The sequence below is a fragment of the Ruegeria sp. YTSA105 genome (assembly GCF_059610225.1).
Window position 1 is genome coordinate 139602 of record NZ_JBXWNE010000006.1, and the last position, 26750, is coordinate 166351.

23 protein-coding genes, 1 tRNA gene and 1 pseudogene are annotated in these 26750 nt (G+C 58.1%); 13 read left to right on the plus strand and 12 right to left on the minus strand.

Annotated elements, in window-relative coordinates:
- Positions 1-62: 62 nt before the first annotated feature.
- A complete protein-coding gene (locus tag AC2FH2_RS10080; protein WP_496823420.1) occupies positions 63-1247 on the minus strand; it encodes an SPOR domain-containing protein in 1185 nt (394 codons plus the stop codon).
- Positions 1248-1451: 204 nt separating this feature from the next.
- Here AC2FH2_RS10080 and AC2FH2_RS10085 point away from each other — a divergent pair.
- The 3 genes and pseudogenes from AC2FH2_RS10085 to AC2FH2_RS10095 form a co-directional block, all read left to right on the plus strand.
- Positions 1452-1541 (plus strand) — tRNA-Ser (locus AC2FH2_RS10085).
- 434 nt (positions 1542-1975) lie between these two features.
- Positions 1976-3310, plus strand: coding sequence for a DUF3604 domain-containing protein (locus tag AC2FH2_RS10090; RefSeq protein ID WP_496823421.1), 1335 nt, complete (start codon positions 1976-1978; stop codon positions 3308-3310).
- A gap of 187 nt (positions 3311-3497) precedes the next feature.
- Positions 3498-3692, plus strand: a pseudogene (locus AC2FH2_RS10095) (IS6 family transposase); the annotation flags it as partial.
- On the opposite strand, the gene AC2FH2_RS10100 reads toward AC2FH2_RS10095, so the two are convergent.
- Complete coding sequence (locus AC2FH2_RS10100) at positions 3674-5326, minus strand: GMC family oxidoreductase (RefSeq protein WP_496823422.1); 1653 nt, start codon at positions 5324-5326, stop codon at positions 3674-3676. The pseudogene AC2FH2_RS10095 and the gene AC2FH2_RS10100 overlap by 19 nt on opposite strands.
- A gap of 10 nt (positions 5327-5336) precedes the next feature.
- Positions 5337-6437, minus strand: coding sequence for a LacI family DNA-binding transcriptional regulator (locus tag AC2FH2_RS10105; RefSeq protein WP_246097150.1), 1101 nt, complete (start codon positions 6435-6437; stop codon positions 5337-5339).
- 166 nt (positions 6438-6603) lie between these two features.
- Between AC2FH2_RS10105 and AC2FH2_RS10110 the strand changes: the two genes are divergently transcribed.
- From AC2FH2_RS10110 to AC2FH2_RS10145, 8 genes are all read left to right on the plus strand, one after another.
- Positions 6604-8070 (plus strand): aldehyde dehydrogenase family protein, encoded by a 1467-nt coding sequence (locus tag AC2FH2_RS10110; RefSeq protein WP_496823423.1) that lies wholly within the window; start codon positions 6604-6606, stop codon positions 8068-8070.
- A gap of 54 nt (positions 8071-8124) precedes the next feature.
- Complete coding sequence (locus AC2FH2_RS10115; protein ID WP_281994854.1) at positions 8125-9099, plus strand: ABC transporter substrate-binding protein; 975 nt, start codon at positions 8125-8127, stop codon at positions 9097-9099.
- A 67-nt stretch (positions 9100-9166) separates the two neighbouring features.
- The gene (locus tag AC2FH2_RS10120; protein WP_496693915.1) at positions 9167-10699 is read left to right on the plus strand and encodes a sugar ABC transporter ATP-binding protein; all 1533 of its coding nucleotides are present in this window, start codon (positions 9167-9169) and stop codon (positions 10697-10699) included.
- Positions 10684-11661: an ABC transporter permease gene (locus AC2FH2_RS10125; RefSeq protein ID WP_496823424.1), complete on the plus strand. Its 978-nt coding sequence runs from the start codon at positions 10684-10686 to the stop codon at positions 11659-11661. Before AC2FH2_RS10120 ends, AC2FH2_RS10125 begins: the two co-directional genes overlap by 16 nt.
- Positions 11662-11664: 3 nt before the next feature.
- Positions 11665-12663, plus strand: coding sequence for an ABC transporter permease (locus AC2FH2_RS10130; protein ID WP_142634806.1), 999 nt, complete (start codon positions 11665-11667; stop codon positions 12661-12663).
- Positions 12660-13760 (plus strand): mandelate racemase/muconate lactonizing enzyme family protein, encoded by a 1101-nt coding sequence (locus tag AC2FH2_RS10135; protein WP_496693914.1) that lies wholly within the window; start codon positions 12660-12662, stop codon positions 13758-13760. The genes AC2FH2_RS10130 and AC2FH2_RS10135 overlap by 4 nt, the downstream gene beginning before the upstream one ends.
- On the plus strand, positions 13757-14797 hold the full coding sequence (locus tag AC2FH2_RS10140) for a zinc-dependent alcohol dehydrogenase (RefSeq protein WP_496823425.1): 1041 nt from the start codon (positions 13757-13759) through the stop codon (positions 14795-14797). Before AC2FH2_RS10135 ends, AC2FH2_RS10140 begins: the two co-directional genes overlap by 4 nt.
- Complete coding sequence (locus AC2FH2_RS10145) at positions 14794-15564, plus strand: SDR family oxidoreductase (RefSeq protein ID WP_093961700.1); 771 nt, start codon at positions 14794-14796, stop codon at positions 15562-15564. Before AC2FH2_RS10140 ends, AC2FH2_RS10145 begins: the two co-directional genes overlap by 4 nt.
- Positions 15565-15594: 30 nt before the next feature.
- On the opposite strand, the gene AC2FH2_RS10150 is transcribed toward AC2FH2_RS10145, so the two are convergent.
- From AC2FH2_RS10150 to AC2FH2_RS10180, 7 genes are all read right to left on the minus strand, one after another.
- Positions 15595-16014: a secondary thiamine-phosphate synthase enzyme YjbQ gene (locus AC2FH2_RS10150; protein WP_496689776.1), complete on the minus strand. Its 420-nt coding sequence runs from the start codon at positions 16012-16014 to the stop codon at positions 15595-15597.
- A gap of 111 nt (positions 16015-16125) precedes the next feature.
- Positions 16126-16989 carry a sugar phosphate isomerase/epimerase family protein gene (locus AC2FH2_RS10155; protein WP_496689777.1) on the minus strand — a complete coding sequence of 288 codons (864 nt, stop codon included), beginning with the start codon at positions 16987-16989 and terminating at the stop codon, positions 16126-16128.
- Positions 16990-17001: 12 nt separating this feature from the next.
- Positions 17002-17892 carry an NAD(P)-dependent oxidoreductase gene (locus tag AC2FH2_RS10160; protein ID WP_496823426.1) on the minus strand — a complete coding sequence of 297 codons (891 nt, stop codon included), beginning with the start codon at positions 17890-17892 and terminating at the stop codon, positions 17002-17004.
- Between the two features lie 224 nt (positions 17893-18116).
- On the minus strand, positions 18117-19298 hold the full coding sequence (uxuA, locus tag AC2FH2_RS10165) for a mannonate dehydratase (RefSeq protein WP_281994848.1): 1182 nt from the start codon (positions 19296-19298) through the stop codon (positions 18117-18119).
- Positions 19295-20347, minus strand: a complete 1053-nt coding sequence (locus AC2FH2_RS10170; protein ID WP_281994847.1) for a Gfo/Idh/MocA family protein — start codon at positions 20345-20347, stop codon at positions 19295-19297. The genes uxuA and AC2FH2_RS10170 overlap by 4 nt, the downstream gene beginning before the upstream one ends.
- Positions 20344-21345 carry a Gfo/Idh/MocA family protein gene (locus AC2FH2_RS10175; protein WP_496713116.1) on the minus strand — a complete coding sequence of 334 codons (1002 nt, stop codon included), beginning with the start codon at positions 21343-21345 and terminating at the stop codon, positions 20344-20346. Before AC2FH2_RS10175 ends, AC2FH2_RS10170 begins: the two co-directional genes overlap by 4 nt.
- On the minus strand, positions 21342-22358 hold the full coding sequence (locus tag AC2FH2_RS10180; RefSeq protein ID WP_496823427.1) for a Gfo/Idh/MocA family protein: 1017 nt from the start codon (positions 22356-22358) through the stop codon (positions 21342-21344). The genes AC2FH2_RS10175 and AC2FH2_RS10180 overlap by 4 nt, the downstream gene beginning before the upstream one ends.
- A gap of 123 nt (positions 22359-22481) precedes the next feature.
- Between AC2FH2_RS10180 and uxaC the strand changes: the two genes are divergently transcribed.
- Positions 22482-23825 (plus strand): glucuronate isomerase, encoded by a 1344-nt coding sequence (uxaC, locus tag AC2FH2_RS10185; protein WP_496823477.1) that lies wholly within the window; start codon positions 22482-22484, stop codon positions 23823-23825.
- On the plus strand, positions 23826-25022 hold the full coding sequence (locus AC2FH2_RS10190) for a mannitol dehydrogenase family protein (protein ID WP_496823428.1): 1197 nt from the start codon (positions 23826-23828) through the stop codon (positions 25020-25022).
- Here AC2FH2_RS10190 and AC2FH2_RS10195 read toward each other — a convergent pair.
- Both AC2FH2_RS10195 and AC2FH2_RS10200 read right to left on the minus strand, forming a co-directional pair.
- Positions 25009-25872: a sugar kinase gene (locus AC2FH2_RS10195; RefSeq protein ID WP_496823429.1), complete on the minus strand. Its 864-nt coding sequence runs from the start codon at positions 25870-25872 to the stop codon at positions 25009-25011. The genes AC2FH2_RS10190 and AC2FH2_RS10195 overlap by 14 nt on opposite strands.
- Positions 25869-26750, minus strand: coding sequence for a DMT family transporter (locus AC2FH2_RS10200; RefSeq protein WP_142634780.1), 882 nt, complete (start codon positions 26748-26750; stop codon positions 25869-25871). The genes AC2FH2_RS10195 and AC2FH2_RS10200 overlap by 4 nt, the downstream gene beginning before the upstream one ends.

Sequence of the window (26750 nt, forward strand, 5' to 3'; positions counted from 1 at the left end):
CCAAACTGAGGGTCAGTACAGATGATCGAAATGAGGACAGCACGAGGGGGACCTCCTTTTGCTTAATTCTTCACGGTATAGGCGTCAGAAAAGCCCAGATCTTTGACGTCGCTTTGCATTGCGTTTCGTTCCGCCCGCGTCAAAGCAGGACCAACGATCACCCTCCAAACGGTTTTGCCATTGGCTTCGAGTTTTTGAACTTTCGCAGGCAACCCGTTTCGCCGAATTTTCTCGGCAGCACCTTCGGCATTTTCTTCAACTGTGAAGGTGCCCACCTGAATAAACGGTTTTGAAAGCGATGAAACGGAGGCAGCCTCAGTGCTGGCCGCGGTTGCTGCCGGGGTAGGGGCGGCCTCTTCGATGGCCGCTGCAGCGCCCTCTATCGGGTCCAGAGGTGTTTCGGTGATTTCGTCGGCAGACTTCTTTTGCCACCATTTACGCTTCGGTGCAGCCTCGGCTGGCGGCGTGACAGTGGGATCGGTCAGATTTGCGGTTGGTGCTGGCTCAGGCGCCGCCTCGATAATCTCTGTTGCCACCTCATCGGCCTTTTCTGCGGTTTCAGCCACGGCTGCAGCTGTCGCAGCACCAGCTGCGGCAACTGGAGCCTTCTTTTGCCACCATTTACGCTTGGCTGGTTTATCAACGTCTTCGGACACATCTGCCGTGGTCTGGCTATCGGTTTTCTTGTCCTGAGGTTCAACCGCCTCAGCCGTTGGGGTCTCTTCGGGTTCAGCGACCTCTTCGGGCTCAGGAGCTTTTTCTTCTACTTTCTCGGCAGGCTTGCGTCGCAGGGCAACAACTTCAACCCGAGTCGGTGCGCCTGCGAGGATACCCAGTTTCGCGGCGGCAGTCGAAGACAGTTGCAGCGCAGGGCCTGGCAAGTTGCGTTCGCGGCGGAAAAGTGCGCCGGTTACGGATTTGTTGTTCTTTGTATTCGTTATCTGAACACGTTCAGGCTGTGTAACGTCCGGGTGCGCGACCCAGATTCCGCCCAACGAGGGGCGCCCATCCCACAAACCGGCTTCGGTGACCTTGAAGACATCAGGAGCTTCAACATCATCACGCGCGTTCCCTGTCGTTTTGGGAAACAGCTCTAATTTGCCGTCGTCCTGCACGCTTTCGTCCGCCTGCTCGGTGGAGGTTCCACCCGATGTCAGGGCCTCGTCGCACCCTGACAGAGCCGCAACTGTTATTACCAGAACCGCCAGTGCCCGCGGTTTTGCGCGTGTCGTGGTCGCTCGATCCATATTTGCAATCCCTTGCCTGTAAGGGGCCTCTTTCATCGTACCCCGCCGCCGATCGCTGGTTCTGAACTGCCAGCCTGTCACGGTCTTTCACGCAAAGCATAGCCTGCACGTTCGGCCATGGAAAGTCTGCTGCACAGGCTTCGGCAAGATTTCCCTATTTGGTCTTGCCACCGTTTAAAGATAGCCTTAGACCCGGCCCCACGCGGGGAGGTGGCAGAGTGGTCGAATGCGGCGGTCTTGAAAACCGTTGGGCGTGAGAGCGTCCCCAGGGTTCGAATCCCTGTCTCCCCGCCACTCATACTTGTCTCACTTCAGTTGTGTTTTCTGATCCGGAATTGCGCCGCAATTCCCGCGAGTTGGCGCATGCGCTTTCAGTCAGAGACGGAGCAATCCGTACACTCAGAACGCAATTCAGGCCTCAGTCTCAGTGGCGCATTTTGGCGGGGTCGCTTTGGGAGGGATTTCCCTGATATTCGGCAATTTACAGGGAATTTTCGTGAGATGGGTCTGGAACCCAGAGTTTCTCCTCTCAGAAATGTATGTTTTTCAAAGGTCTATGCTGCAAATTCCCAAAAAGGTGGAGCAGGGAATTGTTCCGTCGGATCAGGGAGGGCGAACCTTGTAGCAGGGACGAAGGACTTGGAGATGTCAGAAGCCGAACAGGCGTTCCTGTTCGGACCAATCAGGTGCGTGGGTCACGCTGACCAGTAAGATGAGGCTGCTCAGCCATGGTGCCTGAGAACCCGATCAAGAACGCTTACTTCGGCGAAACTCATGTACATACTTCGTTTTCACTTGATGCCTACATTGGAAGTGCACGCCTGACACCTTCGGACGCGTATCGCTTCGCGAAGGGTCAACCTGTCTCGGTAAACAACGTGCAGCGCAGAATTGGTCGACCTCTGGATTTTGCGGCCATTTCCGTTCATGCAGAATTTCTTGGCGAGATGCTCTCAACGCAGATCCCATCTGCTCCAGGGCATTACCAAGAAGCTGCTGGCTCTACACTGTTGGCCATCCCACAAAACTCCAACGGAAGCAAAGGCTTGATGTTTGAGCCGATCGACAATGCCGGTAATCCAATCACGCGCGAATATGCCGAGCGCCGCGCCAAGTGGGAGCCGTTGATCGAAATGATGCAGATCAAAGGCAATTCCGAAACCCATCCCGGCGTGTCGCCTAACGATGAATTTGCGAACTTCGAGAATGCAGAGAGTATCGCTGCATTCCGTGAACGTTTCTTCCACACCGATGGCTTCGTCCGTTGGGCTGCGACTAAAGGGCTCGACTATGAGCAGAAGCTAGGTGCGAACCCTTGGAAACTTGGTTTCATCGGAGGCACAGACAATCATAACGGTACCCCAAGTGATGTCGATGAGGCGACTTATAATGGCAGCCATGGTGTTGCCGACGGTACTATCGAACAACGCCGCGAAGGCGAGATAGACGGCTGGTTGCTTGGCCCCGACGCCAACCCGGGCTCGCTCGCAGGCGTCTGGGCGTCCAAGAACACACTTGGTGCGATTTTTGACGCGATGCAAAGCCGAGAAACCTTCGCCACATCAGGCCCTAGGATACAGCCGCGTTTCTTTGGCGGTGCAATACTCCAAAGCAACAACGATCCCGTGAAGCTTGTAATGGACGGTTATGCCAACGGCGTGCCGATGGGCGGTTCTCTGACAGCTTTGAACGGCCCACCAAATTTCGCGGTGCACGCATTAAAAGATCCGATCGGAGCCAACCTCGATCGTGTACAAATCATCAAGGGTTGGGTCGATGTGGGCGGATCGCCGCAAGAACGTATCATTGATGTAGATCGCGTGCCGGACGTGAATGGCAAGCTGCCGCCCATTGGCAATACGGTTGATCCTGAAACTTCGACTTACAGTAACGCAAACGGAGCTGCGGAGTTGTTTGGTCATTGGACAGACGACGATTTTGATCCTGGCCAACATGCTCTGTACTACATGCGCGTCATCGAAATACCAACTCCACGCTGGACGACGTATGACGCCGTCCGCCACGGCTTGCCGCTCCTTGAGGATGTCGCGGTGTGGATATAAGAACGAGCATGGATTTCGCCAATTTGGTATTCACCGGAGCAGTAGCCCACGGTCTTGTCAGAAGAACATTGCTTGAGCGGGGCAGGGCGGTTGCGTAGTTTTTGCACATGACCAAACCTGCCTCTTTTAAAAACTTCAAGACCAGTCCCGAGATCATCCGCCTTGCTGTGATGCTGTATATTCGATTTCCGCTCTTCCGTTTCGACGACGCGAACGCGCGACGCAACGGTTCAGGCGCATGCGAAGTTTACAGAAATTCGCTGCCGTTCATTCTTCCGTCTAAAACCATTTCAACCAAGAAAGATCGCTCACCAGCCGAGACACCTTCAAGCTGACCCGCGCCGCCGCTCTTAGCGAGTGGCGTCAACTTTGTTCCGGATAAGAATTGCGTCCCTCGCGTACTGATCCGATGCCAAGGATAAGGTCGGCGCATCGTTCGCCAAGCATCATGGCAGGTGCGTTTGTGTTGCCGGCGTTGATGTCGGGCACTGCGGACATGTCGCACACCCGTAAGCTCTCGATCCCGCGAACGCGCATTCTGGCGTCCAGCACTGCCATTCCGTCGCCGTCCCGGCCCATTTTGGCAGTGCCCGCCGGGTGATAGTTGGTTTTTACGAATCTCTTGCAATGTGCTCGCAGCGTCTGGTCGTCGTCCGCTATCGGAATGACGATTTCGCGGATCCTTTGTGCAAGCGGGCCCGACGTGAATGCCCGACGAAAGAACCGCTGCCCCCGGATCATCTCTTGCATGTCGTCCTCATGCTTCAGAAGGTTGGGCGAAACCACCGGCATAGCTTGAGGATCGGCCGAGCGAAGCCGAACCTCTCCGCGTGATTTCGGTTTGACCACGACGGTCGTAACGGTCACGCCAAAGTCATCCTGCACCTCGTCCAGCGCGTCGCGATCCAAATAGACGATGGGCACGCAAAAGGCTTGAATGGTCGGTTCTCCATCAGGAACCGACGGATTGACGAAGGCACCAGCTTCGACCCCGGCCGAAGTCACTGGGCCGCTGCCGAACAGTTTGAACTGTATGCCGTTGCGAAGCATCCGCCAGCCATCACCTTGTTTAAAATATCCGTATGGACCGTTGGCAAAGGCGGCGATGGGAACTTCGGGGTGGTCGATCAGGTTCTGACCGACCCCAGGCAGTGGGCAGACCACAGGAATACCGTGTTCGGCAAGATGTGCATCCGGTCCGATACCCGAAAGCATGAGGATTTTCGGCGTGACCAGAGCGCCCGCCGCAAGGATAACCTCACCATCACACCGGACGGTGTGGAACCCGCCTTTGTCGCGATACTGCACCCCGACGGCCTTGTCGCTCTCGATGATGACTTTTCTGACCGTGGCGCCAAGCCGTATGGTCAAGTCCGGGTTCGTCTCGAGAGGGGCGAGGAAAGCATAGGCTGACGAGCTGCGCTTTCCAGCGCGATTGGTGAACTGATAGAACCCGACACCGCGCTGTGTTGCGCCGTTGAAGTCCGTGTTGAATGGTTCACCAAGGGCCTGCACCGACTGAACGAACCAACGGGACATGTCGTCGATATACCCCGGATCAGAGACCTGCACCGGACCATCGCTGCCATGCAGGTAATTATGAAGCCTGTTGTTGTCTTCAATCCTGCGGAAATAGGGCAGCACATCATCCCATCCCCAGCTGACCCCGTCGTTGGTCTGTCGTAGCAGGTCGTTCCACGCGTCATAGTCAGAAGGGCGGCCGCGCATATAGACCTGCGCATTCACTGACGACCCGCCGCCCAGTACGTTGGCCTGCGGAATCTCATGCACGCGGCCGTCCAGGTGGTCCTGCGGTTCGGTCTGGTGGTAGGTCATGAACTTGGACCCGTTGATCATCTTGAAAATACCCGGCGGCATGTCCAGCAATGGATGGTGGTGCGAATGCCCGGCCTCCAGCACCAGAACCCTGCACTTGCCCTGGTTGACCAGTCGGGCGGCGGCTGCGGCACCGGCTGAGCCGCCGCCGATGACGATGTGATCGAAGGTTTCCGTCATGATGTCGCCTTCAGGTCCGGCGTTTGGGTTCTCTGATCGAGTCGCGCTCGACCAGTTCGCATTCAAGCTTCACGAGTGGGTGCCTCTGACCATCCGTCGGCCCGTGGAATAGCTGTTCGACGACCCAGCGTCCCATCGCCCGGGTGGGAAGAATCATCGAGGTCAGTGGCGGCGAAAGGTGTCGCGCGGTTTCGTCGTCGTCAAATCCGATGACCGAGATGTCCTCGGGGATGGACAGGCCAAGTTCCTTGAGTGCCTCATAGCAACCGATTGCCATGCGGTCATTCTGACAGAAAATGGCGGTTGGCGGAGAGGGCAGGTCCATCAATTCGCGCGTGGCGGCATATCCGGCGCTGGGCAACCAATTGCCTTCGACAACCAAGTCCTCGTCGAATGGAATGTCGGCGGAAGCCAAGGCGTTTCTATACCCGGTCGTTCGTCCCGCGGCGCATTCCATGAACGGCTCGCCGGTGATAGTGGCGATTCGTTTGTGCCCGGCCTTGATCAGGGCGTTGGTCGCCGTATGTCCAGCAGCGACTTCGCCGGGGATCACCGCAGGAAACGAGAGGTCGTCGCAAAAGCAGTTTAGCAGCAGAACCGGGGTTGCGGCCTGCGTGAGGATTTCCGGAACGACCACCCGCCGGGTGAAAACAGTTGCGTAAACGATGCCCGCAACCTGTTGGTCGAGGAAATACTTAAGCGTTCTGGGTTCGACCTCTGGGTCGTTTTGGGTTTCTGCCAGCAATACAAGATTTCCGGTGTCCCGAACGGCCTGTTTCACGCCGCTAAACGCGTTTACCATTTCGGGGCTCGACGCCAGATCGTCCACGACAAAAGCGATGGTGTCGTCTAGTGCCGAGGGTCGGCGCGCGCTGTCTTGGGGTTTCCTGAGTTGAGAGGGCATGGCGTATCCAAGCGTATTGGCGGCATCCAGGACTCGTTGCTTTGTGTCCTCGGAGATTTTGACGGAATCGTTCTTGTTCAGAACCAGCGATACTGTCGTTTGTGAGCATCCAGCGACGCGTGCAATGTCGTGCATCGTTATGCGCTGTCGGCCCGCGACTCGTCCTACACCCCTGTGTTGTCCGGCCTTGTTCGCTTGATCGTTCATCGCTCAACCTTTTTGTTCGTATCCTTTTTACCGATTATGCGGAGGACGTGCAACTAATATTAGCGGATAGTAATTAATATTAGTGTTGACTAAATAATAATATTAGTGTTTTGATCGGTGGTGCGGTCGCCATTGTGGTTTGACCGAGCAAGCGCGGGAGGCGAAATTGCGGTCTGTAGTGGGGGGGTTGGGTCAAGTCGTTCGGCATTCGATGTTCATCGATGGCCGCTTTGTCGACCTTGACGCGGACACGGTTGTTGTCGAAAACCCTGCGAATGAAGAGATCGTTGCGCTAGTTCCAGATGGCGCTGCCGCTCACGCGGATGCGGCGGTCGAGGCGGCCCATCGGGCTTTTGGCTCGTGGTCCTCGCGCCCGGCGATCGAGCGGGCTCGACTGGTCCTGAGGCTCGCTGAGGCTGTCCGGATCGACGCCGGTCGTTTGGCTGCTCTGATCACCGCCGAGCAGGGCAAGCCGATCTCGCAAGCCCGAGGTGAAGTGGATGCTGCCGTCACCTTTCTTTGCCATGCGGCTGAAGAGGCCCGGAGGATTTCGGGTGACATAGTTGCGTCGGACAACGAGTCCGAGGAAATCCAGATCCGGCGTCATCCTTATGGCGTTGTTGTTGCGTTGACGGCCTGGAACTATCCGTTGGCATTGGCCGCCAGGAAGGTCGGACCCGCGCTAGTCGCGGGCAACACCGTAGTTCTGTTGGGGCACGAAATCACGCCGCTATCCGGTCTTGCGGTCGCCGAGCTTGCCAACAAGGTCGGGTTTCCGCCCGGTGTTCTTAATGTTCTGACAGGCAAGGGGCCGGTGGTAGGGCAGCGGTTGGTCGAACACCCCGATACGTCACTGATCACGATGACCGGCAGCACACGCGCCGGGAAAGAGATTTTTCGCGCCGCGGCCAACCGGATCAAGGTTGTCCGGCTCGAGCTTGGCGGTAAGGCTCCGTTCATCGTGATGGAGGATGCGGATATTGACGCCGCCGTTTCGGCCGCCATTGCCGCCCGGTTTGCCAATTGCGGCCAGATTTGCACCTGCAACGAGCGTATGTATCTGCATCGCGGCATTGCGGATCAGTTCTTGGAAAAATTCGTGTCCGCGGTCCGCGCTTTGTCGATCGGGGAACCGATGGACGACTGCGATTTGGGTCCCAAAGTCAGCAAGGCCGAAGTGACCAAGGTCGCCGAGATCATCCAGCGCAGCATCGCCGAAGGCGCCACGGTTCATCTTGCAGGTGGGCCCCTGACGGACGGGGCGCACCATAAGGGGCACTGGATGTCCCCGACGGTTCTTGAGGTCTCAGACAACAGCAATGCCGCGATGCAAGAGGAGGTCTTTGGCCCCGTGGCAACAGCCATGCGAGTAGATGATTTTGATCAGGCGATAGACGTAGCGAATGACACATCATTCGGGCTGTCTGCCTATCTCTTTACGGCATCGCACCGGCGATTGATGGAGGCCCCGAGCCGTTTGAAGTTCGGCGAACTGTATCTGAACCGCTCCAATGGCGAGGCCGTGCAGGGATTTCATACCGGTTGGGGTATGTCCGGGGTTGGGGGTGAAGACGGCGCATATGGCTTCGATGGCTATCTGAGGAAACAGACGACTTACATGAATTGGGCATGACCTAAAACTCGCGGTCAAAACGTTGGCGACCGCACCAATGGAGGAGGAATAACCATGAAACGCAGAACTCTTTTGATCTCGACGGTTGTCGCGGGTGCGCTGTTGGGCACGACTGCGATTGCGCAGGATCTGCCACAGCTTGAGCAGAAGGAGCGCTACAAAGTTGGCTTTGCGCAGATGGAGTCGAACAATCCGTGGCGCATTGCCGAGACCAAATCGTTCCATGACACGGCCGAGGCCTGCGGCTGGGACCTTATCGCGACGGATGCAGCTGGATCTGCGGCCAAGCAGGTTGCGGATGTGGACAGCATGATCGCACAAGGCATCGACGTTCTGTTTCTGCCTCCAAGGGAAGAAAAGCCACTGATTCCGGCGGTTATGAAAGCACGCGCCGCCGGCATTCCGACTTTTCTCGTGGACCGCTCGGTTGATCCGGCTGTCGCCAAGCCAGGCGAGCATTTCGTAGCATTCCTGGGATCGGACTTCATTGATCAGGGCAACCGGGCCGCGCAATGGCTGATGGAAAATTTCGACGGCGACAAGGGCGTCATCGTCCAGTTGGAAGGCACAACTGGTTCTTCACCTGCAAATGACCGTAAAAAGGGTTTCGACGACGCGATCACAGCGGACGACCGCTTTGAGATCGTGGCTTCTCAGACCGGTGACTTTGCGCGCGACATGGGTCGTCAGGTGATGGAAACCCTGCTGCAGGCGCACCCCGATGTGAACGTGGTCTACGCCCACAATGACGAAATGGCGATCGGCGCGATCCAGGCTCTGGAACTGGCCGGCCGCAAGCCTGGCGAGGATGTGACCATCGTTTCGATCGACGGGACACGCGATGCTCTTCAGGCCATCATCGATGGCAAGATGGGGGTCACGGTGGAAAGCTCGCCCTTCTTCGGTCCTCTGGCTTGTGAAATCATGAAGAAATACGCGGCTGGCGAGACGATCCCGGAATGGGTGAAAGTCGAAGATCGCATCTTTACCAAAGACAATGCGGCTGATCACATCGACGAAGCTTATTGATTCTCCCTGGTGGGTGGTGCTGGCCTGTGGTCGGTGCCGCCTGCAAGCAATCGGAGGAAGACATCTTATGAATGCGCTCGTCTCGATGTCAGGAATTGAAAAGTCCTTTGCCGGCGTACCGGCACTGAGCCAGGCCAGTCTGGAGATCGCACTTGGCGAGGTTCATGCGCTGATCGGTCAGAACGGTGCCGGCAAATCGACGATGATCAAGGTTCTGACCGGAGTTTACGATCGGGATGCCGGCGACGTCCATTTGGCGCGTGGGCCTAGCCGCATTTCCACCCCGCGCGAAGCGCAGGAATCCGGAATTGCCACGATCTATCAGGAGCTCAACCTGGTTCCGCTGCGGTCGGTGACCGAGAACATTATCATGGGGTACGAGCCCAAACGTCTCGGTTTGGTCGACTGGCGCGAGGGCAACAGGCGCGCACGCGAGGTTCTTGCGCGCTTTGGCATAGAAATTGACGTGACTGAGCCGCTAGGAAATTTCTCGACTGCGATCCAGCAGTTGGTTGCGATTGCGAGGGCTGTTTCTCTTGACGCGAAGCTGGTCATTATGGACGAGCCGACGTCGTCGCTTGATGCCAGCGAGGTCGAGGTTCTGTTCGGTGTGGTGCGCGAGTTGAAGAAACAGGGCGTGTCCGTTCTGTATGTCTCGCATTTCCTCGATGAGCTGTTCCAGATCTGCGATCGGGTCACAACGATGCGCGACGGGCGCACTGTCAGCACTCGCAATGTCCAGGACACGACCAAGCTGGAAATGATCGCGGACATGCTGGGCCGCAACAAGGACGAGATTGCGGCAGACGGTTTGACGGACTTCGCCGGCGCCAAGGCTAAGAAAGGCGATATCGTTCTGCGGGCCGACTCTGTTTCGACAGGCCCACGACTGACGCATTTCGACCTCACGCTCCACCGCGGGGAAATCGTTGGGTTGGGCGGGTTGCTGGGCTCTGGCCGGACTGAGGCGGCGCGCGCTTTGTTCGGCGTGGACGGAGCACTCAGCGGCGCAATCGAGATACACGGTGCGGTCGGGCAACCGTCCGGACCGGGTGAAGCGATAGCAAACGGGGTCGGCTTTCTGACCGAAGATCGCAAGGCCGAAGGGATTATTCCCGACATGTCCGTGCGTGAGAACATAACGTTGGCCCTTTTGCCGAAACTAGCCAGCCGTGGTCAGATCGATTTTGCCCGCGAGCGAGAGATCGTTCAGGCCTTCATCGACGATCTGGGCATCAAGGCGGCGCATATGGACCAACCCATTCGCGAGCTGTCCGGCGGCAACCAGCAGAAGGTGCTGCTTGCCCGTTGGCTGGCGACGCAGCCCGACATCCTGATACTCGATGAGCCGACCCGAGGCGTGGATGTCGGCGCCAAGCGAGAGATCCAATCGTTCATTCGGTCTTACGTCGAGAAGGGGTTTGGCGTGGTCCTCATTAGTTCAGAATTCGAAGAACTGGTAGAAGGCGCCGACCGCATCGTGGTCATGCACGAGGGGCGCTCGGTCAAGGAACTGACCAACCCCGGGATTACCGAGAACATACTGGTGCGCGCGCTTGCGCATCATGAAGGAGGATCTGGTTCATGGACCGAGCAATGAAGTTGCCGCAACGGGTCGCCTCAATGCCCTTCCGCTTTCACGGCGGCATCGCCGCGTTGGTCGCCTTATTGGTGTTCAACGCGTTTTTCACCCCCAATTTCCTGCAACTGCAAACATTGTTCGTGAATATCAGCCAGGTTGCCACGATCGCCATCGTGGCCATGGGCATGACGCTGGTGATCGCCACGGGTGGTATCGATCTTTCGGTCGGTGCGGTCATGGCACTGGCGGGGGCAGTTGCTCCGCTGATTTTCCTGTCGGATCTGGGCGCTGCCTATCCGATGCTGGGCGTCACTTTGGCCATTGTCCTACCGCTGTTTATCGCCGGGCTATGCGGGGTGTTCAACGGTGTGATGGTTGCCGTGTTGAATGTGCAACCCATTATTGCGACGCTCATTCTCTTTATCTCGGGTCGCGGTATTGCCCAAGTCTTGACGAACGGGAACCTGCAGACGTTTTCCAACCCTTCATTCAGTTATCTTGGAACCGGCAAGGTGCTTGGCTTGCCGTTCCAGGGTTGGCTGGCGCTGGCCATTGCCTGTGTGCTGTTCTGGGTGATCACCAGAACCACTTGGGGCCGCTACCTGCTAGCGATCGGCGGCAATGAACGCGCGGCCTATCTGGCCGGTGGTCCCGTCCGGCGGGTCAAGATCGGGGCCTATGTCATCTGCGCGGTGCTTGCGGGCTTGGCTGGTCTGATCGTGGTTGCGATCAACTCGGCCTCGGACGCCGCGCGCAACGGCAATCTGATGGAGCTTGACGCCATCGCGGCCGCTGTCGTTGGCGGGGCTCTTTTACAAGGCGGACGGGCGCCGATCTTTGGTGCCATACTGGGTGCTGTGATCATCCAGTTGGTCAAATATACATTGCTGGCCAACGGGGTAGAGGACGAAGTTGCACTGATCGCCAAAGCGGTCATTATTATCCTGGCCGTCTGGGTCCAGCAGTTCCGGAGGGCTTGATCGATGTTGGATGAAACGGCTTTTGACCTGCGAAAGTACCTTCGGCGCAATTCGGCTTCGGTGACGGTGTGGATCGCACTGCTGGCTTTGATCCTGTTTGGGCTGATGCGCTATGACAACTTTGGCAGCGCCTACAATTTCTCGTCTTTCCTGAACTACAACGCGATGTTCATCGCGATTGCGCTGGGTATGTGTTTTGTGATCATGACCGGCGGGATTGATCTGTCGGTTGGATCCGTTGCGGCCTTTACGTCGGTTGTTGCGGCCTATCTCAGCCCATACGGGATTCAGGTTGCGCTGCCGGGGGCCGTGCTTGCCGGGGTGGGCTTCGGAGCGATCAACGCCTTTTGCATCATCATCCTTCGGATTCCGCCCTTCATCGCCACGCTGGCCACCATGCTGGCCGCAAAAGGCGGCGCACTGGTGATTTCGGGCGCCCAGACAATTTCGGTTGATTGGGGGTCGAACTTCACCAAGCTTGGCATGGGGCAGGCGTTTGGTCTGTTTCCATGGGCAATAGTCATAGTGGCCGGACTGACGCTGGTACTGTGGCTGGTGCTGGAAAGAACAACCATCGGGCGGACCGTCTTGGCGATCGGTGGCAGCGAGGATGCCTCGAACCTCATGGGTCTGAAGGTGAATCGCGCCAAGGCTTTCGTCTACCTGCTTTCGGGCGGCTGCGCAGGGCTGGCTGGCGTCTTTCTGGCCTCGGGTTTTGGAGCCGGACAACCCCTTGAGGGCATCGGATGGGAATTGTCGGCCATCGCGTCCGTTGTTGTGGGCGGCACCTTGTTGACAGGTGGGATGGGTTCGATCCCTGCGACCGTGGCCGGAGCGCTTTTGCTGGGTCTGGTGTTCAACGTTCTGAACTTTGAAAACGGTCAGGGGACCATCAGTTTCAGCGCCTATTGGCAGATGGTCATACGTGGAGGCTTTCTTTTTGTGGTCATCCTCTTACAGTCTCGGGTTATTGCCAGGCAGCAGAAGGTCTTGGGTTCGTGAATCGCATAGAAAGTGTTTCAGCGCGGCTGTTCAACGTCCCGCTCGCCGAAGTCCTGGTCGACGCCAAACATGGCGATCACACGTTCTTTCAATTGATCACCGTTACCATTCAAACGTCGGATGGGGTTGAGGGGGTTGGGTATACCTATACGGGCGGCAAGGGCGGTCATGCCATCTTGGCGATGATCCAGCATGATCTAGCGCCGTTCCTGGTTGGACAAGGCGCCGAACAGATCGAAAGCCTGTACGATGCCATGCAATGGCATGTGCACTATGTGGCACGGGGTGGGATCGCCTCGTTCGCCATTTCGGCCGTGGATATTGCCCTTTGGGACATTCGCGGCCGAACGCAGAATGCACCACTATGGCAAATGGCTGGTGGAGCGTCCAAACGGTGCAAGGCCTACGCCGGCGGGATCGACCTGAATTTCTCGTTGGAGAAACTGCTGTTGCAGACCGAAGGCTACCTTGCGCGTGGGTTCAACGCGGTCAAGATCAAGGTCGGTCAACCGGATCTGGCCGATGATCTGGCGCGGGCCCGGGCGGTGCGCGAAATGTTGGGGCCGGACCGGTTCTTCATGGTCGACGCGAATTACTCAATGAGCGTCGAGCAGGCCATCGTGGCAGCCCGAGGGTTCGCCGACTGCGATACCCTGTGGTTCGAGGAACCGACAATTCCAGACGATTACAAAGGCTATGGCCGAATTGCCGAAGCCACGGGCGTGCCCCTTGCTATGGGTGAAAACCTGCACACGATTCACGAATTCGAGTACGCCTTTGATGACGCGAAGCTGAGTTTCATCCAGCCCGATGCCTCAAACTGTGGCGGGATTACCGGCTGGTTGCGCGTGGCCGCGCTGAGCGCCCAGCACGGCATTCCGGTTTGTAGCCATGGCATGCAGGAGCTGCACGTCAGCCTTGTTTCTGCGCAGCCCAATGCGGGTTGGCTGGAAGTACACTCATTCCCGATAGACCAGTACACGACCCGTCCGCTGGTCGTGGAAGACTGCCTGGCCGTGGCCCCGGATACGCCGGGGACCGGAGTGGAATTCGACTGGGACAAACTGAATGCGGAACACAGGGAGATGCATACATGACGACCCAGACGATCTCTGCGGCGTATTACAGGGGCAACAAGAGCTTTGCCGTGGAACAGGCTCAGGCGACGGCACCGGGCCCCGGCGAGGCCGCCATTCGCGTTGCCTATTGCGGGATTTGCGGGACGGATATGCACGTCTACCACGGCAACATGGATGCCCGTGTCGGCCTGAACCGGGTAATTGGGCATGAGATGTCCGGTGTCGTAGAAGCGGTGGGCGAGGGCGTCGATACGATAAAGCCCGGCCAAAAGGTCGTCGTCCGACCGCTTGATCACTGCGGCGAGTGCCCGGCCTGCAAACGGGGGCATCAGCATATCTGTCAGAACCTCAAGTTTCTCGGCCTCGATACCGATGGTGCCATGCAAGAGATCTGGACCGTTCCGGCCCACACCTTGCACGTTCTACCGGATGACTTGCGCATGGATCACGCGGCGCTGATCGAGCCGGTCGCCGTTGCCTGCCACGATGTGCGCTTGTCTAGCCTGCAATCTGGCGAGGACGTCGTCGTCATCGGCGGCGGCCCGATCGGCATCCTGGTTGCCATGGTTGCGCGGGACGCGGGCGGAAACGTCGTGATTTCCGAAGTGAACCCAAACCGCTTGGCCATTGCCGAAAAGCTTGGTTTTGACACGATCAACCCAATCGAAACCGATCTGGTGGCCACGATCAACGGGCGCACGGGCGACAAAGGGGCGGATGTAGTTTTCGAGGTATCGGGAACGCAGCCCGGTGTTGATGCGATGACAGCCGTTGCCGCGACGCGGGCCCGGATCGTGATGGTCGCGATCCATGCTCAAAAACCCAAGATCGACCTCTTCCAATTCTTCTGGCGAGAGCTGCAACTGATCGGTGCTCGGGTCTATGAGCCGGAGGATTACGAGAAGGCGATCGCAGTTGTCGCCTCGGGCGGAGTGGACGCGGATGTCGTGATCACTGATGTCAGCCCTCTGGCAGACATTCAGGCCGCGTTCGAAGCACTGGATCGCAGCCCAACCGCAATGAAAAGCCTGATCGAAGTAGGACCGCGTTCATGAGTGTTTTGCAAAGTTTCGACCTGACGGGAAAAACGGCCCTTGTGACCGGATGCAAACGCGGCATCGGGCGCGGCATGGCCGAGGCATTGGCATCGGCTGGAGCAGACATCATCGGAGTGTCCGCCTCGCTCGAGCTGTCCGGCTCGGAGGTCGAAAAAGCCGTCACCGCGATGGGGCGCAGTTTCCGGGCTTACCAATGCGACTTCTCGGACCGCTCTGCACTGCATGGGTTTATTGATCAGTTAAGAGCCGATGGACAAACCCCTGATATCCTTGTCAACAATGCCGGAACAATCAAACGCAAACCTGCCGCCGAACACCCGGACGACTGGTGGGACGAAGTGATTGAGGTCAACCTGTCCTCTCAGTTTGTTCTGTCTCGCGAGATCGGCAAGGACATGCTGGCGCGCGGCTCGGGCAAGATCATCTTCACCGCCTCGCTGCTGACGTTTCAGGGCGGCATCACCGTTCCCGGATATGCGGCCTCGAAAGGTGGGATTGGACAGCTGACGAAGGCCCTGGCCAATGAGTGGGCCGGGCAGGGTGTGAACGTGAATGCAATCGCCCCCGGCTACATCGCGACCGACAATACCCAAGCCCTGCAGGACGATCCGGTCCGATCAAAGTCGATTCTGGAACGAACACCCCAAGGCCGTTGGGGTACGCCTGGTGATTTTGCCGGACCTGTAGTCTTTTTGGCTTCTGCAGCGTCGGACTACGTCAACGGTGAAATCCTTGTTGTCGACGGGGGCTGGATGGGGCGGTAACACCGTCAACGCGCCACGGGACCTAAGGCATCACGTCCCGATGTAGTGCACCTTCAATCGTCGTGTCTTGGGTGCCTCGCGATGTTCGAAGAGATACAGGCTTTGTACGCGGCCCAGCGGAAGCTGCCCCTGTTCGACCGGGATGGACACCTGCGTTTGCGTCAACAGCGCCCGCAAATGCGATGGCGCGTTGTCGTCTTCGCTCGGGCGATGGTGATATTTGCCTGGTGATTTGGGGACCAGTTCTTCGAAGAACGTCTCGATATCCTTGACCACCTCGGGATCGGCATTGGCCTGAACCAACAGCGCGGCACCGGTGTGGACGCACCAAAGGGTCAGCAGGCCCGAGCCAAGTTCATGGTCAGACACCGCACCCTGAACCACCCCGCTGATGTCGGCGAGGGATTTGCCGGGCGTTTCAATGGACAGCTCAAAAAACTCTTGCTTCATCCATCAGATCCTTTCCTTGATCTTGCGCGAATGCGCCCAGCTTTCCGCACCCCATTCGGCATTCAACTTTGAGGCTTAAGTATTTGATTTATAACATTCTATGACTTTCATTCATGCAAACAGGCTTTTGAACCTGTCTACGCACAAACGAAACCCATCTTCGAAATTTTCGTTGCCGGGATGATAAACGCTTTCCAAGGAAATCACGCCATCATAGCCATCGGATCGGAGCGCGTCCGCGATGGGTTGGAATAGGGGCGCGAGCTGACCTTCCCCCATACGGCGCACTTCCAGCGTTGCCCGTGGCGTGTCGACCTTTACGTCCTTGATGTGAATGTGACCTAAATAGCCGCCGCGCAGTTCTTCGTAACCGTCCGGGTATGCCAGTTCATGGCACCAGCAGTTGTTTCCGGGGTCCCAAAGTACCTTCAACGCATCCTTTGCATCCAACTCGTCGATCAGTTTGCGGGCTGTATAGTTGGAATTGACCAGCGTGCCGTTTCCGGTTTCCACGACAAGCGTCACCCCCTCAGCTCTTGCCAGTTCAACCGCCGGCGCGATCAGAGGCGGCATCGAGTCCCACACCCCATGCGCCACGTTCCATTTCTCGGCGCCGTTTTTTCCCCAGAGTATCTGCTCTTTTCGTTGGGTCATGATCCGAACGAGCGGAGACCCAACAACATGCGCCATGTCGATTACGCGTTTCAAGGCGTCCATGTGCCGAGTGTGCAGGTCGTCGCCGGGCCTGTTGGCAGCTGTCATCCCCGCAAAGATATGGCGTGACAGACATGACACAGGCTTGCCCCGGTCGCGCAAAAGCGCGTCGATCTCGGCAATTTCCTGCGGGGAATGGTCCCCGACCTCCGTATCTCCAACGAACTGAAGCTCTGCATAGTCCAGACCGAATTCGTCCATTACGTCCACGGCATGCCGCAGTTCGCGGGAAATGCCGTCGCAAATCACACCAAGTTTCATGTTCGTCCCCCCTCAGCGATGCAATTCTGCGCCAACGATCTCTTCGATGACCTGAGTACACACCCAGTTGTCGCCGTTCGGGTATTTGGTTTTTCCTGCGTGAAAGATCTGCATTGCGGATGACGCTGTGTGCATTGGAACGCCCAACGAACCGGCCAGTGCCAGCGAGATAGTCAGGTCCTTGTGCATGGTTGCGATATGGCTACCGGTGGCCTCGAACTTGCGATCAATGATGTTTTCAAGGGCGGTATTCACGACGCCGCACCCCGCGCTGGATGAGGAGAACACATCAAGTAATGCCTGACCGCTGACACCGGCTTTGGCCGCCAGGGCCGCAGCCTCGAATGTGGCGGAAAAGATCGATCCGATCAGAGATTGCAGGCAGGCTTTCACGGTTTGCCCGTCGCCGGCGTTTTCTCCGACCCGATGAATGGTTGCGGACACTGCCTGCATGACTTCTGCATTTCTGTCCAGCACATCCGCAGCACCGGCAGCCATCATCGTCAATGTGCCGTTCTGCGCGCCGAGGAACCCACCCGAGACAGGGGTGTCTATTAGGTGGATGCCCGAGCCCTCCATATCCTGCCCGATGGCGCGGGCTTCGGCCGGGGTAATGGTCGCCGACAGGATGACCGTTCCGCCTTTCGCCATGTTCGGAACCAGCCCGTTTTCACCCAAGATGACATCGCGGGCCTGATCTCCGTTCATCACCATGACAAACACAGTGGCGGCGTGACGACCGACTTGCCCCACGCTGTCCTTGGGCCGGCCGCCCATGTCGGCAAATGCCGCCATGCGTGTCACGCTCAGGTCGAAACCGGATGTTTCAAAGCCATTCTTGATCAGGTTCTTGGCAAGGCCGCTGCCCATGTCGCCAAGACCGATTACGCCTGCGGTTTTCATTTGGAATCCTCCCGTTCTTCCGTCGTTGCCGTCTGGCAGACGTTTCGAAAAATGATGCCCCAAGGCATCGGTTTTCGCGGGAGTTTCACGCGTCTTGAACAGACGTCGGGCGAGTCCGGAAGACACCCCGCTGCCCGTTTACGTCCCGCAAGTAAACGAAGAATGCGGCGCACAGGCAAGCAAAGAAGTGTTACGGACGGAAAGAAACTGCCTGATCCGACGTGTCAGGAAAACGCCGCCATGATGCCGCGCAATTCTGCCAGCCCGCGCATTCGTCCGATCAGCGGATAGCCGGGAGTGCTGTGTCCGCCCAGATCGCTCAGCAGCTCTTGTCCGTGGTCGGGTCGCATAGGAATTTGCCAGTCGTCCCGCCCTTGAGATTTGCGGCGGCGTTGTTCTTTCATCAGCTCGCGAATGGTTCCGATCATGTCAGTGTCGCCCTCCAGATGCGGAGCCTCATAGAAATCGGGCTTCTGGCTGTCTGACCCCGCGATGCGTCGGGTGTTTCGCAAGTGAACAAAGTGAATCCGGTCGCCATGCCGGCGAACGAACTCCGGCCCATCGAATTCAGGGGAAACACCCAGCGATCCGGTACACAAGGTTGCGCCGTTCGCGGGCATATCAACCGCATCCAGTACGGCGCCGTAGTCCTCGGTACTGGACATGACCCGCGGCAGACCGAGCAACGAGAAGGGCGGATCATCGGGATGACAGCACAAGCGCACCCCCAATTCTTGGGCTATCGGGGCGACCTCAGACAGGAAGTCGATGAGGTTTGCGCGCAGCCGGTCACGGTCTATCTCGGCATATGTCTGCAGCAAGCCGCTCACGTCCTCTACGCTCCACTGATCGTTGGCGCCGGGCAGCCCCGCAGTGACATTGTGCTGCAACTGGGCCTTGGATTCATCCGACATGCGCATGAAGCGATCCTTGGCCGCTTGGCGGACGTCGCCGGAATAGTCTTCGGACGCGCCCGGACGTTCGAGAATATGTATATCAAAAACTGCAAAATCGGTCAGGTCGAACAGCATGGCCGTTCCGCCATGCGGCTGTGGGGCACGAAGGGCGGTGCGCGTCCAATCCAGGATCGGCATGAAGTTGTAGCAAACAATTTTGACGCCACGGACGGACAGGGCCCTGAGGCTGGACTTGTACGCCTGCAGATGCTCGGCCATGTCTGCCGACTGCGTCTTGATCGCCTCCGATACGGGCAGGCTTTCGACAACGTCCCAACTGTACCCGGCCGCGGCAAGAACGGCCTGCCGTTCGGCGATGCTCTGTTCATCCCAAGGCTGTCCGGGTGGGATGTGATGCAGCGCGGTGACGATTCCCTGAACCCCGACTTGATGGAGATCGGCCAGGGCGATCGGATCCTCGGGTCCGAACCAACGCCAGCATTGTTTCATGGCAGCCATCCTTCATACAGTGGGTGATCGGGCCTGATGGGAAGGGCAACGCGCTGCCCGGTGCGCGCCGCGTGATAAATCGCCGTAACAAGGCCGATGGACGCAGCGCCATCCTTCAGCGTAACGGCCGAATTTGCCTCGGACCGCAGCGCTTTGCCGACTTCGGTAAAAAAACCTTCGAACCCCGTTGGCTCGGCAGCGGCGGCGGCAAGAGCCGCGTCGATAGCGGCTTGATCCGCCGGATCCCGCGCGGCGAATGTCCAAGGCGTTTGGCCCGGGGCATAGGGTTCCGTGCCAGAGGTGGCGGTCACCTTTTCAAAGACGAACCGCAGGCGGGTTTCGTCCGTGGCGGCGCCTAGTGTGATATTGCTTGTGCACAATGCTCCGGAAGTCATGCCAAAGCAGATCGCGGCGCAGTCTTCCGTCTCGATCGGGTTGACCCGCGTCGTTGTCATTGCAGACACCCAGGCGATATCGCCCGCGATATGAGTCAGCAGATCATGGTTGTGGATGGCATGGCCCAGAACCGCGCCGCCGCGTTCACCGGCCCATGTTCCTCGCCACGGCACCGCGTAATAGTCCGCCTCTCGGGACCAATGGGTTTCAAGCGCGGCAGTTTGGACCGCTCCGGTCAGGCCTGCGCGTTGTAAGTGGCGCAGTTGGGCCAGTGACGGGCCCCACCGGTATTGAAAGACCGGAAACACCTGCTTGCCCGCGCTGCGTGCGGCTGCCGTGATCCGATCCACATCCTGCATCGAGGTCGCAAGAGGCTTTTCGCAGACAACGTGTTTTCCTGCCGCCAGTGCCTCAAGGGTGGTCGGTACATGCAGATGGGGCGGCAGGCAGATGTCGATGACATCAATCGCCGGATCATCCAGCGCGTCTTGAATGTTGGTCAGTGCTCGAAAATTCGCGTTCTGTCGAATCTGTTCGATCCGGTCCGTATTCTGGTCGACCATGGCGGCTACGCGGAAGTCGCGGTCAAGCCGTTCCAGTGCGCTCAGATGTTGCGCACCGATACCAGCGCCAAGGATCGCAACGTTGATCATCTGCGTTCCGCCATTTCCTGCGCACGTAGCGCCAGTTCCATGACCTTAAAGCAGTGGGTCTGCGTCATTGCAGTTTCGGTCCGGTTACGGATGTCATCGGCGAGGCGCGCAAAGTAGGGAAGGCCGGCGTCAGATGCGTCGATCTTTTGGCAGGTTTCACCGTTGACGATGATCAGATGGTCTGTCCCTGAGGCCCCACCCACATCAACATATTTTCGCAACTCGATATAGCCTTCGGTTCCTAGGATCGTCAGACGACCATCCCCCCAGTTCGGAAGGGCATCCGGCGTAAACCAGTCAACCCGGATGTACCCGGTGCCATTCTCGCTTAGTAGATTGACCTCGCCAAAATCCTGCAACCCGGGATCCTTGGGGTTTGCGTAGTTCGCCACGTAAGCGTTTGTGATTTCCGCGGTTTCCGAACCTGTGTAATGCAAGAACTGATCGATCTGATGCGAGGCAATGTCGGTCAGAATTCCGCCATAGCGGTCACGCCTAAAAAACCACTCCGGCCGGGTTGCCCGGTTCAATCGGTGCGGGCCAAGTCCGACCGTTTGGATCACGCGCCCTATGGCGCCGGCCTCGACCAACTCGGTCGCCATGGTGCTAACCGGCGTTTCAAATCGTTCAGAAAAATTTACCGACCAGATTCGACCGGTGTCCGCGACCGTTCGCTTGATCTGGTCGAGTTGCTCGAACGTCGTGCAGCCCGGCTTGTCGCTCATGACATCCATGCCGTTCTGCATAGCGCGGATCGTCAACGCGGCCCTATCTGCCGGAATTGCGGAAATCAGCGCTAGATCCGCCCCGCAGGTTAGGGCGTCTTCCAATCGGGCCAGCCGCGGAATATTGGGAAACCTTTTGACGTAGCCCGGCAGCGTTTCTGGATCGCCTTGTGTCCAGTAGCCGACGCAGTCCACGCCGATTTTACGCATGTTTTCCGTCATGCCATAGATATGGCGGTGGTCCAGACCAAGGGCGACGCAGGTCAGGCTCATGAGGCGACTCGTGTTTTCTGGCCGGTTCGATTGGCGATCTGCATCGCGTCTATGACGGCGTGAGTCAAAAGGGCACTGCGTCCGCTGGCCAGCGGCCTCGTTCCACCGGCGACGGCCTTGGCGAAATCCTCGATAACCGTCTGGTGCCATTCATGAGTGAACGCCATGGGATCGGCCCCTCCGCCTGTGGCGGACGTTTCGCCAACCGTGGATTTCCGACCATCGAAAGTGGTCAAGGTCAGGACACCTGAATCCAGATGCGCTTTGGCGCGCGTGCCCTGGATCGTGATAGATTCAGCGGCCCCAGGATATTCGGCAGTAGTTGCCATCAACGTTCCCACCGCGCCGTTATCCATTTCAAGGATTGCACCTGCCCAATCCTCGGCCTCGAGATCGTGTAACGGAGTTTTTCTCATCATGGCTTGAATGCCCGAGATCGGCCCCAGCAGCCACATCGCAAGGTCAAGCGTGTGGATTGCCTGCGAGATCATGACACCGCCTCCGTCGCGTGCGTAAGTGCCGCGACCCGGCTCGTCATAGTAGCTCTGATCACGCCACCAGGGGACACGGATCTCCACCGTGGCGATCGCGCCCAGCTCACCCTGTTCAATGGCTGATTTCAGCGCCTGCGAAGCGGCGCGGGCGCGGTGCTGAAAGACTATGCCCAGCGGAACACCAGACACCTCGCACTGCTCGACAATGGCCGTCGCGGCGTCCAGCGTTCTTTCGATGGGCTTTTCCATCAGGATCGGTTTCGAAGCGGTCGAAAGAACCCGCACCAACTCTGTGCGCTGATCAGGCGGGGTAGCGATGATCGCAAAGTCGACGTTTGAGTCGTTTGCGATTTCCTCAACCGAGCTGAACGCGCGGGTGTCGTTTCGCTGCGCGAACTCAGCTGCTTTTTCAGGATTGCGCCCTAGGACGCCAGCAAGATTGAGACCTCGCTCCGATGCCTGAATGGCAGCAACATGCGTTCCCGAAACCATCCCCAAACCAATCAGCGCAATATTCATTCATTCCCCCGGATCACCCGGTCAGTCTGCGGGTTCGAACGGGAAAGATGCAACCATTAAAAACTGTGTTAACAATTGCGGGCAGCAGTATCGGAGGCAGAATTGACTGGTAATTTGAATGGGATGGCAGAAGGCCTGTACCTGGGCATCAAGGACCTCCCGATCGTGTCTCCGCATGGTCACTGCGATCCGGGGTGGTTCGCAACCGATGCGCCGTTTCCCAATCCGGCAGAGCTGCTGGTGGTTCCCGACCATTACGTGTTCCGAATGCTCTATTCGCAGGGTGTTCCCTTGTCCGAACTTGGCGTTGGGGAAGAGGGGCGAAAGAATGATCCTCGCGACGTGTTTCGCACCTTTGCCGAGCACTGGCATCTGTTTCTGGGAACGCCATCCCGGATCTGGGTGAACTACGTGCTGCATGAAACGCTGGGCGTGTCTGAGGAGTTGTCTTCACGCACAGCAGACCTGATCTATGATAAGATCGCCGAAAAGCTGGCGCGACCCGAATTTCGCCCGAGGGCTTTGTTCGACAAGTTTGGGATCGAGGTTCTGGCCACCACGGATTCCGCTCTCGACGGCCTCGCGGAGCATCGGGATATCCGTGCAAGCGGTTGGGGCGGGCGAGTTATTCCGACGTTCCGCCCAGACGGGGTTTTGGATGGGGCAGACCCGGAGTTCGTACAGAACCTGAACAAGTTGGCCGAGCTGACAGGCTGCGATCTGGGCAGCTATGATGGCTACCTCAATGCGCTGCGAATGCGGCGGGCTTATTTCATCCGGCTGGGCTGTACGGCTACCGACCACGGTATCGAACGTGTGCAGACCGAGTGGCTGGAAGACCCGGATGCGCTGTACCAACGGCTGAGACGGCGGGAAGGGGCCGAACAGGATGCTCGCCGTTTCTTCGGGCATATGCTGATCGAAATGGCGCAGATGTCTGTCGATGATGGTCTAATCATGCAGATACATGCGGGCAGCAAGCGCAACACGAACGACGCGGTAATGCGGGACTTCGGACGGGACAAGGGGGCTGACATTCCAATCGCGATGGATTGGGTCACGGGCCTTGAGGCGCTGTTGAACCGGGTCGGAAACTCGCCGGAACTGCGGATCATTCTCTTCACATTGGACGAAAGCACCTATGCCCGTGAACTGGCGCCAATGGCGGGGCATTGGCCGTGCCTTCGGATCGGGCCGCCTTGGTGGTTCCACGACAGCCCAGCCGGGATTGCGCGGTATTTCGATCAGGTCGTTGAAACGGCCGGATACTACAATCTGGCCGGATTCAATGACGACACGCGGGCTTTTCTGTCCATTCCAGCTCGTCACGACCTGTGGCGACGAGGTGTTTCTATTCATTTGGCCGAGCAGGTCGCGCGCGGCTATTTCGGCCGGGACAGTGCCGAGCATCTGGCGCGATTGCTGGCGGTCGATCTGGCGAAACAGGTTTACGGGTTGCAAAGCTAGATGGGTACCATTCTTCACTTCGGTCTTGGAAACTTCGCCCGGGCGCATTTGCTGGACTACACCGATCAAGCGGGCGGATGGGACGTTGTCGGCGTTAGCCTGCGTTCATCCTCGGTTCGGGATGGATTGGCCGGCCAGGGTTTCGAGTACGATTTGTGCGTACAGGGGCAGGGCGTCCGGCGCATAAAAGCTCTGCGGGACGTTCTGGTCGCGCCCGAGGATCGCGCCGAGATTCTCAATGTGATGGCGGATGCCGAGATCATCTCGGCGACCGTCACCGAAAAAGGTTATCACTTGGACGCAGCGGGCAATCTGAACCTTCAGGACCCGGCGATTGCTGCCGATCTGGCGGGGCAGGGGCCCGCAACGCTGATCGGGTTTCTCGCTTTTGGCCTCGCGGAACGGCGCAAGCCAGTGACGGTGCTAAGCTGCGACAATCGCATGGAAAACGGCAAAACGCTTGAAACGGCAGTTGCCGATTTTGCAAATGCAGCCGGTCTGGACGTGAATTGGGACGCAGTTCGCTTTCCCAACGCGATGGTCGACCGGATCACCCCGGCTACCACGGACGCCGTTCGCGCAATCAGCGGCGATCCTATGGCTGTTCCAACCGAGGCGTTCTCGGAGTGGGTGGTCGAGGACAATTTCGTCGGGCCACATCCGGATTGGCCGGGCGTGCAACTGGTCGATGACGTGGCCCCGCACGAGATGCGAAAGCTACGCATGTTGAACGGTGCCCATTCCCTCTTGGCTTATGCCGGGTTGGAGCGAGGCCTGACCTACGTTCACGAAGCGGTTCAAGACCCGGTTTTGCGCCCGCTGGTTACCGAGTTGATGAAGGATGCGGGCGCAACGCTGCCCGCAGCACTGCAAGTACAGGTTCCGGACTATGCCGAGGCTTTGTTGCGCCGCTTTGAAAACCTCGAGCTGGCGCACCGTCTGGACCAAATCGCGATGGATGGCAGCCAGAAGCTGCCGTATCGGTTTGTTCCCACACTCCGTGAGACCGGCTCTCAGGCGGTGATCGCAGGGATGCGGGCCTGGATCTCCTTTTGCATGTCCGAGATCGCCAAGGGCAGGACGCTGAACGATCCTTGCGCGTTGGAAATCGCCTCGGCTGTCACACAGCCAGATCCGGTAGTGCTGCTTTTGGACCTTGTTGGCGCTGAGGATCTCGCGTCACTTATCCGGGAGTGATCGCGCCGCGGAACTGAACAACGGTGGACGCCAGATTGTGTCCGGCCATCAGGGCCTTGGCCTGCGATTTTCCTGTCAGCAAGGCTGCGAGGTACCCACCGTTGAAACTGTCGCCCGCCGCTGTAGTATCCAGCACGTTTTTGGCAGGCTCATAGGTTTGGTCAATGTTCTGACCAATGGGCAGAGGGCCATCCTCTCCGCGTTTCAATGCACCGACACCGTGATGATCGGCAAAGCGTGCCGCCACTTGATCCGCGCTTTCCCCGAACAGTGCCATCTCGTCGTCGATGGATGGTAGGGCAATATCTGCACGCTGCCAAAGCCGTTGGTTGATCTGCCGGGCGTGTTCGACGCTGTCCCAGAGACGCGGACGAAAATTGCTGTCATAGACCAACCGAACTGAAGAGCCTTCTAGCCAGTCCAGAAGCGCAAGCCTCACCGAATGCGGAAGAATGGCCACGGAAATCCCTGACAAGTACAGCACGTCGTAACCTTTCAGCGAGCTGAAGTCATGATCGGCAAAAAGCTGGCGGGCGGCCGCCTCGCTGCGCCAATAGGTAAAGCTGCGTTCACCGTCCGCAGAGGTCGTGATCGCGTATAGTCCCGGAGAAGCGTTGGGAATGATGCGGATGCCGGATGTCCCGATTCCATGACTGGCGATAAAGCCGGCGATGCGCCCTGAGAACGGGTCGTCGCCCAGACATGTCATATACTCCACCTGCAGATCAGGAGCGGCGCGGTGCATGTAGATGGCCGTGTTCAGCGTATCCCCCGCGACGCCCACCTTTGCACCGGTTTCCAGCATGGACAATTCGATCATTGCTTCGCCGATGCAGGCAATTCGCGTCATTTCTTTTCTCTCTTCCAGATGATGAGACCGGCAGTCATGATTAGAACAGCCCCTGCCAAAGTGAATGCGCCCGGTACCGTGTCAAAGAACAAATAGCCCCAAATCGCAACGTAGATCAGGAACGAATAGGTGAATGGCATCAACTGGTTCGCCGTTCCGAACCGATGCGCGTTCGTCAATAGTTGATGCCCGCACCAGCCAAAGACGCCAAGGCCGATCAGTACAATCAGGCTCCAAGTGTTTTCTGGCTGGACCCAAAACCATATGGCGAACGGCAGCAGAACCACCGTCCCGGTAAGCCCAAGGTAGAATTGCATGGTGTCCACGGCAACAACCCCGGACAGCTTGCGCGTCATGATCGAGTACAAGGCCAAAGCGGTGGCATTGTAGACGATCAACAGCATGGTCGGATGAAAGGCTGAACCAAACGGCCGCACGACAACCAACACCCCCAGAAAGCCCAGGGTAATAGCCGCCCAACGCCATGGACCCACGCGTTCTTTCAAAACGAAGACGGACAGAAAACACACGATGACCGGGCTTGAGAACATGATTGCTGACACGACGGTCAGAGGCAAAAACCGCAGGGCATAAAAATTGAAAACGGTCGCCGAGATCAGCAGCAAGGCCCGGCTAATGACCTGCCATGGATGGTCGGTCTTGAACCTGCTGGCCTCAATCCCGCCCTTGGCGATCACGCCCACAGAGATCACAAAGTGCCCCGCATAGCGCATGAATGCCAACTGAAATGCCGGCACGCCCGCCAACGCCAACCACTTGGCCCCAAGATCCACCAGCGAAAAGAATAGCCACGCCGTCAACATCAGCACGATGCCAAGGCGCGGCAGGTCCGCAGTGGGGCTGGCGGTGACGGCCAT

What these genes read in the sequence shown, in the direction of transcription:
- uxuA (WP_281994848.1), bottom strand. Translation starts at nt 19,298, where the DNA reads ATGAAACAATGCTGGCGTTGGTTCGGACCCGAGGATCCGATCGCCCTG.
- AC2FH2_RS10145 (WP_093961700.1), top strand. Translation starts at nt 14,794, where the DNA reads ATGAGTGTTTTGCAAAGTTTCGACCTGACGGGAAAAACGGCCCTTGTG.
- AC2FH2_RS10195 (WP_496823429.1), bottom strand. Translation starts at nt 25,872, where the DNA reads ATGACGCGAATTGCCTGCATCGGCGAAGCAATGATCGAATTGTCCATG.
- AC2FH2_RS10150 (WP_496689776.1), bottom strand. Translation starts at nt 16,014, where the DNA reads ATGAAGCAAGAGTTTTTTGAGCTGTCCATTGAAACGCCCGGCAAATCC.
- AC2FH2_RS10190 (WP_496823428.1), top strand. Translation starts at nt 23,826, where the DNA reads ATGGGTACCATTCTTCACTTCGGTCTTGGAAACTTCGCCCGGGCGCAT.
- AC2FH2_RS10080 (WP_496823420.1), bottom strand. Translation starts at nt 1,247, where the DNA reads ATGGATCGAGCGACCACGACACGCGCAAAACCGCGGGCACTGGCGGTT.
- AC2FH2_RS10105 (WP_246097150.1), bottom strand. Translation starts at nt 6,437, where the DNA reads ATGAACGATCAAGCGAACAAGGCCGGACAACACAGGGGTGTAGGACGA.
- AC2FH2_RS10155 (WP_496689777.1), bottom strand. Translation starts at nt 16,989, where the DNA reads ATGAAACTTGGTGTGATTTGCGACGGCATTTCCCGCGAACTGCGGCAT.
- AC2FH2_RS10125 (WP_496823424.1), top strand. Translation starts at nt 10,684, where the DNA reads ATGGACCGAGCAATGAAGTTGCCGCAACGGGTCGCCTCAATGCCCTTC.
- AC2FH2_RS10170 (WP_281994847.1), bottom strand. Translation starts at nt 20,347, where the DNA reads ATGATCAACGTTGCGATCCTTGGCGCTGGTATCGGTGCGCAACATCTG.
- AC2FH2_RS10115 (WP_281994854.1), top strand. Translation starts at nt 8,125, where the DNA reads ATGAAACGCAGAACTCTTTTGATCTCGACGGTTGTCGCGGGTGCGCTG.
- AC2FH2_RS10175 (WP_496713116.1), bottom strand. Translation starts at nt 21,345, where the DNA reads ATGAGCCTGACCTGCGTCGCCCTTGGTCTGGACCACCGCCATATCTAT.
- AC2FH2_RS10140 (WP_496823425.1), top strand. Translation starts at nt 13,757, where the DNA reads ATGACGACCCAGACGATCTCTGCGGCGTATTACAGGGGCAACAAGAGC.
- uxaC (WP_496823477.1), top strand. Translation starts at nt 22,482, where the DNA reads ATGGCAGAAGGCCTGTACCTGGGCATCAAGGACCTCCCGATCGTGTCT.
- AC2FH2_RS10090 (WP_496823421.1), top strand. Translation starts at nt 1,976, where the DNA reads ATGGTGCCTGAGAACCCGATCAAGAACGCTTACTTCGGCGAAACTCAT.
- AC2FH2_RS10120 (WP_496693915.1), top strand. Translation starts at nt 9,167, where the DNA reads ATGAATGCGCTCGTCTCGATGTCAGGAATTGAAAAGTCCTTTGCCGGC.
- AC2FH2_RS10100 (WP_496823422.1), bottom strand. Translation starts at nt 5,326, where the DNA reads ATGACGGAAACCTTCGATCACATCGTCATCGGCGGCGGCTCAGCCGGT.
- AC2FH2_RS10200 (WP_142634780.1), bottom strand. Translation starts at nt 26,750, where the DNA reads ATGGCCGTCACCGCCAGCCCCACTGCGGACCTGCCGCGCCTTGGCATC.
- AC2FH2_RS10160 (WP_496823426.1), bottom strand. Translation starts at nt 17,892, where the DNA reads ATGAAAACCGCAGGCGTAATCGGTCTTGGCGACATGGGCAGCGGCCTT.
- AC2FH2_RS10180 (WP_496823427.1), bottom strand. Translation starts at nt 22,358, where the DNA reads ATGAATATTGCGCTGATTGGTTTGGGGATGGTTTCGGGAACGCATGTT.
- AC2FH2_RS10130 (WP_142634806.1), top strand. Translation starts at nt 11,665, where the DNA reads ATGTTGGATGAAACGGCTTTTGACCTGCGAAAGTACCTTCGGCGCAAT.